At 58.7% G+C, this 8587-nt stretch carries 19 protein-coding genes; 10 read left to right on the forward strand and 9 right to left on the reverse strand.

From position 1 onward, the window contains the following. From B2W52_RS03620 to B2W52_RS03650, 7 genes are all read right to left on the reverse strand, one after another. Nucleotides 1–296 (reverse strand): DUF2303 family protein (locus tag B2W52_RS03620; protein WP_286801359.1); only part of this gene is annotated, 296 nt, incomplete at its 3' end. Between the two features lie 5 nt (nt 297–301). Then, nucleotides 302–676, reverse strand: a complete 375-nt coding sequence (locus B2W52_RS03625; protein WP_286801360.1) for a hypothetical protein — start codon at nt 674–676, stop codon at nt 302–304. 34 nt (nt 677–710) lie between these two features. Next, complete coding sequence (locus tag B2W52_RS03630) at nt 711–1181, reverse strand: DUF7673 family protein (RefSeq protein ID WP_286801361.1); 471 nt, start codon at nt 1179–1181, stop codon at nt 711–713. 116 nt (nt 1182–1297) lie between these two features. After that, nucleotides 1298–1582: a hypothetical protein gene (locus B2W52_RS03635; RefSeq protein WP_286801363.1), complete on the reverse strand. Its 285-nt coding sequence runs from the start codon at nt 1580–1582 to the stop codon at nt 1298–1300. Between the two features lie 40 nt (nt 1583–1622). Beyond that, nucleotides 1623–1886, reverse strand: a complete 264-nt coding sequence (locus B2W52_RS03640; protein ID WP_286801365.1) for a pyocin activator PrtN family protein — start codon at nt 1884–1886, stop codon at nt 1623–1625. Further along, nucleotides 1883–2161 (reverse strand): phage antirepressor KilAC domain-containing protein, encoded by a 279-nt coding sequence (locus B2W52_RS03645; RefSeq protein WP_286801367.1) that lies wholly within the window; start codon nt 2159–2161, stop codon nt 1883–1885. The genes B2W52_RS03640 and B2W52_RS03645 overlap by 4 nt, the downstream gene beginning before the upstream one ends. Next, nucleotides 2158–2586, reverse strand: a complete 429-nt coding sequence (locus B2W52_RS03650; protein WP_286801369.1) for a response regulator transcription factor — start codon at nt 2584–2586, stop codon at nt 2158–2160. The genes B2W52_RS03645 and B2W52_RS03650 overlap by 4 nt, the downstream gene beginning before the upstream one ends. 282 nt (nt 2587–2868) lie before the next feature. Here B2W52_RS03650 and B2W52_RS03655 point away from each other — a divergent pair, with 282 nt between their 5' ends. Next, nucleotides 2869–3336, forward strand: coding sequence for a DUF488 domain-containing protein (locus tag B2W52_RS03655; protein WP_286801371.1), 468 nt, complete (start codon nt 2869–2871; stop codon nt 3334–3336). Here B2W52_RS03655 and B2W52_RS03660 read toward each other — a convergent pair. Both B2W52_RS03660 and B2W52_RS03665 read right to left on the reverse strand, forming a co-directional pair. Next, nucleotides 3308–4135, reverse strand: a complete 828-nt coding sequence (locus B2W52_RS03660) for a hypothetical protein (RefSeq protein WP_286801374.1) — start codon at nt 4133–4135, stop codon at nt 3308–3310. The genes B2W52_RS03655 and B2W52_RS03660 overlap by 29 nt on opposite strands. Before the next feature lie 58 nt (nt 4136–4193). Further along, nucleotides 4194–4610 carry a helix-turn-helix domain-containing protein gene (locus B2W52_RS03665; RefSeq protein ID WP_286801377.1) on the reverse strand — a complete coding sequence of 139 codons (417 nt, stop codon included), beginning with the start codon at nt 4608–4610 and terminating at the stop codon, nt 4194–4196. Nucleotides 4611–4702: 92 nt separating this feature from the next. Between B2W52_RS03665 and B2W52_RS03670 the strand changes: the two genes are divergently transcribed. The 9 genes from B2W52_RS03670 (at nt 4703) to B2W52_RS03710 (ending at nt 8576) form a co-directional block, all read left to right on the forward strand. Next, nucleotides 4703–4942, forward strand: a complete 240-nt coding sequence (locus tag B2W52_RS03670; RefSeq protein ID WP_286801379.1) for a YdaS family helix-turn-helix protein — start codon at nt 4703–4705, stop codon at nt 4940–4942. Between the two features lie 22 nt (nt 4943–4964). Next, the gene (locus B2W52_RS03675) at nt 4965–5918 is read left to right on the forward strand and encodes a hypothetical protein (RefSeq protein ID WP_286801381.1); all 954 of its coding nucleotides are present in this window, start codon (nt 4965–4967) and stop codon (nt 5916–5918) included. A 31-nt stretch (nt 5919–5949) separates the two neighbouring features. Then, the gene (locus B2W52_RS03680) at nt 5950–6312 is read left to right on the forward strand and encodes a hypothetical protein (RefSeq protein WP_286801382.1); all 363 of its coding nucleotides are present in this window, start codon (nt 5950–5952) and stop codon (nt 6310–6312) included. Then, a complete protein-coding gene (locus B2W52_RS03685) occupies nt 6302–6637 on the forward strand; it encodes an antiterminator Q family protein (RefSeq protein WP_286801385.1) in 336 nt (111 codons plus the stop codon). The genes B2W52_RS03680 and B2W52_RS03685 overlap by 11 nt, the downstream gene beginning before the upstream one ends. 152 nt (nt 6638–6789) lie before the next feature. Then, nucleotides 6790–7209, forward strand: a complete 420-nt coding sequence (locus B2W52_RS03690; RefSeq protein WP_286801387.1) for a glycoside hydrolase family protein — start codon at nt 6790–6792, stop codon at nt 7207–7209. Between the two features lie 8 nt (nt 7210–7217). Continuing rightward, complete coding sequence (locus B2W52_RS03695) at nt 7218–7484, forward strand: hypothetical protein (protein WP_286801389.1); 267 nt, start codon at nt 7218–7220, stop codon at nt 7482–7484. Beyond that, nucleotides 7474–7695, forward strand: coding sequence for a hypothetical protein (locus tag B2W52_RS03700; RefSeq protein WP_286801391.1), 222 nt, complete (start codon nt 7474–7476; stop codon nt 7693–7695). Before B2W52_RS03695 ends, B2W52_RS03700 begins: the two co-directional genes overlap by 11 nt. Next, a complete protein-coding gene (locus B2W52_RS03705; RefSeq protein ID WP_286801393.1) occupies nt 7692–8084 on the forward strand; it encodes a hypothetical protein in 393 nt (130 codons plus the stop codon). The genes B2W52_RS03700 and B2W52_RS03705 overlap by 4 nt, the downstream gene beginning before the upstream one ends. A 267-nt stretch (nt 8085–8351) precedes the next feature. Further along, complete coding sequence (locus B2W52_RS03710) at nt 8352–8576, forward strand: HNH endonuclease (RefSeq protein ID WP_286801395.1); 225 nt, start codon at nt 8352–8354, stop codon at nt 8574–8576. Nucleotides 8577–8587 lie beyond the last annotated feature (11 nt).

The following is an 8587-nucleotide window of genomic DNA, read 5'->3' on the forward strand; positions in this document are numbered from 1 at the left end:
GCGGTCATGTTGTCCGGGTCCACAAAGCAGGGGACGGTTGCTGGCTTCGCACTGTTGGCCTGAACTTCGCCGGCGGTGCGGTTGGTGTACTCGGCGAACTGGTCAATCTGCGTGGTGACCATTTCGCCGCGGTACCGGCGCCGCCAAGGCATAAATGGTTCCAGATCCTGAATGGTTACATCCTTGTGCAACGGAACTGCAGAACGAATGCTCAGCTCTTTGATGGTTTCCAGCGTGTTGTTGGCCTGCAGCTGGGCAAACAGCAGATCGGCATCTGTGGTGTGTTCAAGTTTCATGGGGTTCAGTCCTCAGTCTTTGGGGTGGTTTCAGGCTCACCAGTGCGGGTGAACAGTTGGTGCTGGTTCTCCGGGAAAATGCTCAGCCGACCGCCCGTGTTCACATGCATGGGCGTTTCGGTGGTGTCTTCCTCGGAGATCTTTCCGCGCAGCGTGGGCACGGTGTATTTCAGGGTGTGGCCAATGTTGACCTGGTAGCTCTGGCCGATGCGTTTCAGGTTCAGCTGAATGTCGATCCGGCCTTTGCCATCGTGGTCAACTACGCCGCCGGCGACTTCGCTCAGGGCTCGGGCCAGCTTCTGGATAAAAACTCCGCCGTCCAGATCTTCCAGAAACTGGGTGACGTCGGTGTCCCGGTGATTGGGTGCTGGTGTGCTCATGGTGATACTCCCGTGGGTTCTGTTATTGGTGAGATCAGGGCAGGGTGCGTGCCACCGGAGCTGGAGACGGCGCAGGGCGCTGCGTGGCTCCAGGTTCGGTGTTGCAAGAACTGCGGCAGATGAAGCTCTGGCAGTTCAGGGTGCTGAGGTTGTCCGCCACCTGATCGATTGCCTCGGCACTCATGAACTTTTGCAAGCTGGTGCCTGTGGTCATCAGGAATGTGAACAGCTGCAGTGCCTGGCGCATGTGGTTGTTGTCCAAGTACTGAAACTCACTCACGTTGAGCGGGTTGAGTTCGCCATCCCACAGGGCCAGCAGGAAGTTGCCGGCGTGTCGGGCGTCGCTGCAGGTACCCGTGCTGGCGAGTTTGTGTAGGTCGGTAAGCGCGCGTTCGATGTCGTTGGCGCTGGCTTTCAGCAAGATCATGATGTGGTCCTCACTGGTTTTGGCTATCCACCACACGCAGGCGAGGGCGGAGACGAGTAACAGCAGGTGGCTGATCATTGGCGGCATCCTCCAGGTGAGCTCGGTACCGGAATCCTTCCTGCTTCCACACCAGGCGTTTGCCTTGAGAATTTGCGAAGCGGATCAGATCGATAACGCGGGTGTTCTCGGGCAGATCAAGATGCATGAGATTCCTCCTTTCGGTTGGCGTTGAAGCGTCCTTTCTGTAGCGCTCGGATGGTTTGGGAGGCGCGCTGAATCCGGCGGGCGACCTCCTGAGAGTCGCGCTGGTATTCCCGCACGATGTGGATGGTGCGCAGCCGGGCGTGATCCTGCTCTGTAACCGGGAAGCGCTCCACGTGCTCGTTGATGGCGCGCTGAACGTGAACGTGTTTGCCGCTCTGCACGGCGAGCCAGATGGCCTTCCAGCTCAGCAGTTCGATTTCTTCAAGGGTTTTCATCGTGCCTCCGGCGATGTGGTTGCTGCCTTGTCGTTTGTGGTCAGGCCGCGTTGACCTGTTCCCATTCGCGCTTGGCTTTAGCGCGCTGTTTGTCGATGTAGTCGGCGAGATCCTGAGCGCTGACCAGCCACGGGCTTTTCTGGGTGCCGCCCCGGTAGGCGGTGATCGGCAACTGGCGCCGGGCGGCTCGTTTTTTGGCCATGTCCGGCTGTAGGCCGAAGAACTTCTCACTGATGGCTTCCAGTGGGATCTCGGCGGTACCGAACTCCGCCATCAGGGCGAAAAACGTCGAAATCTGCTTCACGAGGCTTTCTCCATTTCGATCTGCTCTGCGAATTCTTTGCGCAGGAATTCCAGGCCCGCAGGGGTAACCAGTGTTTTGGCGCTGTGCTGCAGGCCGCGAACGGGGTGGTTGAACGCCTTGGTTTCCACCTTGAACAGGCCGCGCCGGGTGTAGCGCCAGTTGGGCAGGCGGTGTTTGTCCAGAATGCCCCGGCTTTTGAGCGCCTGAATCATCTTGCGTGGGCCGAGGTTCAGTGTTTTCGCGGCTTCGGCGAGCGTGATGTGTTCGGGGATCATGCGGCCTCCCTGTCTCCGCTCAGGAGATCGTATCGGTTGGTTGGCATAACGATGGGGTGGTCGTCCGGCTCGCGGCGGTTGGTGACCCGGATTCGGGTTATCCGTGGCGTCCGGACGGTCACCGGCTGATCGCTGCCTCCCGGCATGGCGTTGCCGAGGATCAGCAGGCCGATGGCCAATTGCCGTACTTTCACCAGCCCGGCCTTCCAGGCACGGCTGATCAGCAATTGCCGGTTGGGGGCATCGAACCGCCGGAGCAGGTGGATCATGTGAAACTTCACCGTGCCCAGCGTGATGCCGAGAATCGTCGCAATGGCTTCGTTTTCCTTGCCCTCTACCACCCAGGCCAGCACCTGGCGCTGGCGCGGGGTCAGGGTGTTGTTCGGGTCTTGGATTTCGAATTCTGATCCCTTGACTGTTTCCATTTGAGTCACCAACGTTAGCCTATGGATAATATAGTAGCCAACGGATAACAAAATGGTCAACAAAATGAACGCTATTTTTTTCTATTCTGGTTGCTGGGGCAGGAGACGGGTACAAAAAAAGCCCCGGAGGCGGCGGCCTGCGGGGCTTGTTTGGGAAAGTTGCAGTGAAGAGACTAGAGTGATTGGGTAACGGATTCCGGTTAGTGCGACTGGTAAGGGTGACAAACGAAACAGTGGCCGTTAACCTTTGCCGCGCTTAATTCGACTGAGGCGGGAGTGAGAATGCAGATCTTTACGATAGGGTATGAAGGAATGACGAGTGAGGAATTCCGGCGAGTTCTTCTCAATGCTGGGGTCGATACGGTTGTTGATGTGCGTGAACTGCCCTTGTCCAGAAAGCCGGGTTTCTCCAAGACCAAGCTCCGGGAAGCTCTTGCGCTCTCCGGGATCGGCTATGTTCATATGCCAAAGCTTGGTTGCCCAAAGTCAGTCCGGCACCAGCTCAAAGAAGATGGCGACTGGGGAGCGTATAAGGTTAAATTCCTTGAGTATCTCGCCGATCAGGGCGCAGAGCTGGAAACGCTCGCTGAAACCGCCTCGTCAGAAAATTGCGCATTGCTGTGCTTCGAGGCGGACGCGACCCATTGTCACCGCTCTCTGGTTGCCAGGTCTGTTCAGAAGTTGGCAGATTTTTCGGTTGTTCACCTCAGTAAAAAGTGGCTTAAAAAAGCGGTTGCTGAAGTGGCGTAGCGGCATCGAGTTTTGGAGGGTAGATCAGGCTGATAATCATCCACTGATCCTGAAATCGATGCTGATTGCCCATAAGTAGCACAAGGTCTCTTTCCAGGAGGCCTTTTTCAAGTTTTTCTCTGAATGGCTCTTGCCAGCGATCGCCGTGCGAGCGGACGCAGTTCCAGTAAAGTGCGCATGCTTCCCAGTCGATTATCTTGAGCCTGGTGTTTTCGGTGCCTTCGTTCGTTTGGCAGCGCACGTTGTAGTAAAAATCGAACGGCACTTTTCGAAGTTGTCGCATTTCTTCCGTTGCATCCTGCTCAGAAAAGAGGTTCCCCTGGATTTGGTCTTTTATGAGCTTTGTCTTCTCTTCCTCGGTCCAATCGCTGTTTCGCGCCTTTTTAATCTCGAGGGAATCCACGTAGGTCGGTCGGAGCAGTGCCATCGAGATGCCGTGGTTTTTTCTGGCGTCGTCAAGCTCGCTGATACTGTTGACGCATGGTATTTGCTCAAGCCAATACCGCCTCTCTGACCAGTCGTTGCGTGTGCCAAGCTGGTGCTCACAGGCAATGGTGTCAACGAAGACTCGGTGGCTCTCGGGCCGGTGGTCTTTGTTCGCTTTTTTCGTGCGAACTTCGATCCACTGCCACTTTTTAAATTGCTGATTGTCTTTTAAGAGCCGGAATGGAACTGGGTAGAGGCGCCTCATGTCGCCGGTGTCGGTAATCCCGGCAACGCAGGAGGTTTCGACGTAGGTGGCGCTGGGGGAGGGGTAGGTTTTGGCCAGTATGAGGATTTTCTCAATCTGAGTGGGCAACTGGAGTCTCCTGAGTTTCCTTTGTCCGTTTTGTTGTTGGTTTTTCCTGGCGCCGTATCTATTCCTTTTTGGCGCTTGCCACTGCGTTGAGGGTCATTGTCAGCCCTTCGGCCAGTGCCGGCGTCAGCACCTGGGCTGCGGTCAAGTGGGCGATGCACTCCACCAGGCGCGCATGCTCGGGCGACGCCTTGGCGATCTGCGCGATGGGGGATTGCTCCAGCGCGCTGTCGGCGTCTTCGCTGGCGTTCTTGGGGCCTTCGCCGAAGGCGAGCCACCAAAAGCGGTAGCCAGTTAGTTGAGCCAGCCCTTTCAAGTTGTCGAGGTTTATCGAACCTCGGCGTTTCCAGTTCAAGACTGATGTCCTGGCCACATCAAGCTTATCGGCAATCTCGCTCATAGAGAGCGGACCGTTCTCGATGGCTTCCGCTATGCGACGGGCTCTGGCGTTGGAGTGATCTTCGTTCATGAGCAGCATGTTAGCCGTTCTCTAATTCATTGGTAAGAATGTTTTGTTGACATGATGTTAGGTATCAGCTAGCTTTCCAAAAGCTAACTAGGAGGTAGTTAATGGAAAGCGATATCCAGATAGACAAGCTGGTGAGTATTTTGGGCAGTAAAGCGGCTCTTGCGCGCGCCTGCGGTGTCAGGCTGCCGACAATTTATGGCTGGACCAGAATTCCGGCCCGTCATGTCCTCACGCTGGAGGCGGCGGTTCGCGCTGCGGGCGGTGATATCGACCGATACGACATGCGCCCGGATATCTATGGCCAGCGTCCTCAGTCTACTGAGCGTCGGTCTGTCGCATAACTAACCAGATGGATGGGTGAGCATGCGCTCATGTTGGAATGACGCTGAGGACGAGGCCCTTCAGGGCCTTACACCGGAGGCGCAGGTGATCTACCTGCGGGGCTTTCGGCGGTACATGGACTACCGCACGGGGGTGGCCGGCGGCTCGGCGCGCAAGTTGTCGTACCGTGCCCTGGCGGAGCTGATCGCGGTGGACCCGGATTGGGGCAGCCAGCGCAAGCGGGCGCAAACGCCGACGCTCGGCGTTGTGCGCGCCCGGGTGGCCGAGCTGGAGCGGGCGGGGCTGGTGGTGAATCATGGCTCCTGCCGCACTCTGGGGCTCGTTTTTAAACTCCCGTTGGCGGATGCGGGGTCAGTGCGTCCAGAAAAGGAACAACACAGGGAGCAGCACAAGGAACAACACAGGGAACCGCATAGCGGAAACGTGGTTAACCTCCCGAAAAAACAGGGCATTACCGCAGTGGAAGCGGGCGGGAACAGCATAAGGAACGACACAGGGAGCGACACTAGGAGCAACACACATCTGTATAACTCTACTCTACTCAACTCTACTGACGCGGGCGCGCGCGATCACGAGTCGTGGCCCGACAGTTGTCACCCTCAGAAGCCCCACGAGTGGGGCAGTTTTCTCGGCCGGGAACGGCGGTGGGCGTTTCATCGGGTTTCCCGACCCAACCTGATCGCGGTTTACCGGTGCTGGACCCAATGGGGCCTGAGCATCGGGGACCTGCGTCAGATCATCGCAGGCGCGGAGGCGGCGTTGGGCCGTGCTCCGGATGGCCCGGAGTACTACCGGCCGTTTGTCGAGCGCTATGTCCGGGAGCGGGACCGTATCAACCAGCACATCCAGACCAATCACGAGCGGGGTATCCATGGCACAGGTGCGTCACATCCAGAGTATCGTTCACAGCGTGACGAACGAGCTGCAGTCCAGCGACAACTCACCGATCCGGACTACGCGCTCCGGAACTGGTGACCGGTTCACGCAGGAGCAAAAAGCCAAGACCGTGCTGTTTTTCAACCGGTTGCAGTTGATCTACGGGCGCCGGTTCGGTGTCCAGTGGCCGGATGAGAAAACCCTGCGGCTGGCGCGGCGGGAATGGGCTGGTGAGATCGATGCCCTGAGCGTGGAGCAGCTGGAGACGGCTCTGGCGCGGGCCAAGCGGAGGCTCATCGAGGGCGACGCGGATTTCTACTGGCCGGACGTTGGGCGCATTCTCGGCCTGGCCCGTGAGCGCCGGAGTGCGGCGCATCGGGTGTTGCCGCCGGCGCTACCGGAGGGTGAGTGCGTCCGGCGGGCCCGGCAGCAAGCCGCGCGGCGGGGCATGGCCCGGGTGTGGCAGGTGCTGGGAGGTGCCCATGCTCAGTGATACACGGCAGCGCCTGACCGAATGGGCGCGTTGGGTCCGCACCAGCGACAGCGGGCTGCGCATGGGCTACAACCGGGTCAGCCTGGTGCCGGCGGGCTCCGTCGCCATGCCGGTGTGTACCGATGAGCAGGCGCTGGCGGTGGACCGGGCCATTGCCCGACTGCGGCAGCGTGATCAGACCATGGCCACGGTGCTGGTGATGGCGTACTCCTACGGATTCAGTCTGACCAGGATCGCCCGCGAGGCGGGAGTGGGCAGCCGGGAGCGGGCGAGGTATCTGCTCGGGGCTGCGGAGGCGTGGGTGGATGCGTGTCTTGTTAGCTGATTGTTGCGTTTGCGTTCAAGATGTTGACATTCTGCATGCAGAAAACTATTCTCGTCCCCGTAAGGTGCGGAACGTGCATCTGAGGTCCACGCAGACACTCTCTCGATACTCCTTCAACCCGGCCTGGTGCCGGGTTTTTTATGGCTGACTACATGAACAGAAATCTTCTTCTGCAACAGCTCCAGCGCCACGAGGGGCTCAGACTCAAGCCCTATCGGGATGCCGTGGGCAAGCTGACGATCGGCTATGGCCGCAATCTGGACGATCGTGGCATCAGCGAGGACGAGGCGGGCTTCATGCTGGACAACGACATCGACCAGGTGGTGGCGGAGCTGGAGCGCTTGCCGTTGTATCTGGGCCTGGACTCTGTGCGCCAGACCGTGCTGGCGAACATGGCGTTCAATATGGGCGTGCCGACGCTGCTGGAGTTTCGGCGTATGTTGGGCGCCCTGGCGGAGAAGGACTGGGATCGTGCGGCGGATGAGATGCTGGACAGCAAGTGGGCCCGGCAGGTGGGCAGCCGTGCGGTGGAGCTTTCAGAGTTGATGCGGCGGGGTGAGGCCCTGCAATGAGTGGCGAGATGAGCGATCGCAGAGGCTGGCATGTTGATAAGGGCATTCCCATCGCGGTGATCATCAGCCTGATTGTTCTGGCGGTTTCCATTTCCCGAGACCAGTCCAAGCAGGATGAGCGTATTTCCCTGGTGGAGACCTCGGTTCAAATGCTGCAACAGGCTCGCATGATTGATCAGGAGCGGGCCGAGAAGAACTTTGACGAACTCAAGATGGATCTCCGGGCCGTGAGTGCCAAGCTGGATCGGCTGATTGAGAGTGAGTATGGCCGATAGCCACCCGAACCCGAACCAGTGGTGGTTTCACCGCCGTCTGATGGCTTATGCCAGCCTGCTGGGCCTGTATGTGATTCTGGCCCAGATACAGTTGGGCGGTATCTCTGCGGAGCTGGTACCACTGGCACAAACTTTGTGCTGGGTGTTCAGTGTCAATCTTCTGTACTACTACGGCGGTAATGCCGTTGAGTATTTCAAGGATCGAAAATGACGTTCAAGGTGAAGCTTCTGATTGTTGGTGTGGTGCTTGGGGCGGTTGCTCTGGGTAGCTGGACGGCTCGGGGTTGGTTTGAGGACGCCAAGCGCCTGGCCATAGTCGAGGACAGGCAGGAGCTGGCAGAGCAGATCAGGGGCGATATCTCGGGCATTGCCAAGTCGGTGGAGTCTCGGCTGGGAGAGCTTCGGGCCAATGAGCGTGTTATTGATCGGGGAATCATTCGTGAGATCCAGAAGCCTGTTTACCAGCGTGTGTGTGCTGAGCCTGATGTTGTCCGCCTGCTCAACGCAGCCCTACGGGGCGAGGCTGACGCCGGATCAGCAGAACTTGCTGGCGAGGTGTCCTCAGGTGCCGGCACAGCTGCGCAACGGCACGGGCCGTGAGTTTGTGCTGGTGATCCGGGATTTGGCGTCTGTCTACCATCAATGCGCCACCCGGCACAACGGGCTGGTAGATGCGCTGGAGGGGCATTAATGCCGGGCGCTATTCCCAGGCAGTGCCGTGTGCCTACGTGCTCCGCAACCACCACGGCCCGCAATGGTTACTGTGAGGCCCACCAAGCTCTGGCCAGCGGCTGGATGGATGAGCGCAGAGGTTCCAGTACGGAGCGTGGTTATGGCGGCCGTTGGCGCAAGCTCCGAGACAGGATCATGCGCAGGGACAAGGGCCTGTGTCAGCCATGCCTGGCTACCGGGCGAGTGATGCCTGCTGTTGCGGTGGATCACATTGTGCCCAAGGCTGAGGGTGGTACCGATTCAGACGAGAACCTGCAGGCCATTTGCAAGTCTTGTCACAAACTGAAAACGGAAAACGAATCCAAGCGTGCCCGGGCAAAGCGTCGGGGCCGGGGGCAGGGTCAAAACTTTTCAGCGTGAGAAGGTTCGAC

It is taken from the genome of Marinobacter sp. UBA2498 (assembly GCF_002341575.1).
In the GTDB taxonomy this organism is placed as follows: Bacteria; Pseudomonadota; Gammaproteobacteria; order Pseudomonadales; family Oleiphilaceae; genus Marinobacter; species Marinobacter manganoxydans.